This is a genomic window from Pseudoalteromonas sp. GW168-MNA-CIBAN-0100 (assembly GCF_040309225.1).
Lineage (GTDB): Bacteria > Pseudomonadota > Gammaproteobacteria > Enterobacterales > Alteromonadaceae > Pseudoalteromonas > Pseudoalteromonas arctica.
On sequence record NZ_JBEOOL010000488.1, the window covers coordinates 1 to 279 of the forward strand.

A 279-nucleotide genomic window follows, 5' to 3' on the forward strand; every position below is an offset into this window, starting at 1 on the left:
TTGGAATGTGTAGCGAAGTGAATCATGACCCACTGTTTTGATTGCATTTAAATGCCTTTTTATATTTCTATTCATACCATGAGCTATTATCAATATCCATATGGTTTTCAGGTATGTGAACATCATCCAAATTAGTTAATGAGACATGTGCAGTGAAATTGTAAGGAAAATCAGTTTCAATTGAAGCTCCATCACCATTTCTCATATCAGATCTAGAACCCCATTCTAAAATACAATAAGCAGTTCCTCTTCCAACAATTTCAATTGATTGGCTAGTTA

1 protein-coding gene is annotated in these 279 nt (G+C 33.3%); it reads right to left on the bottom strand.

Translation table 11 applies throughout. The features are described from left to right. Window positions 1-67 precede the first annotated feature (67 nt). Window positions 68-279 (bottom strand): pPIWI-associating nuclease domain-containing protein (locus AAEY62_RS22085; protein ID WP_350636541.1); only part of this gene is annotated, 212 nt, incomplete at its 5' end.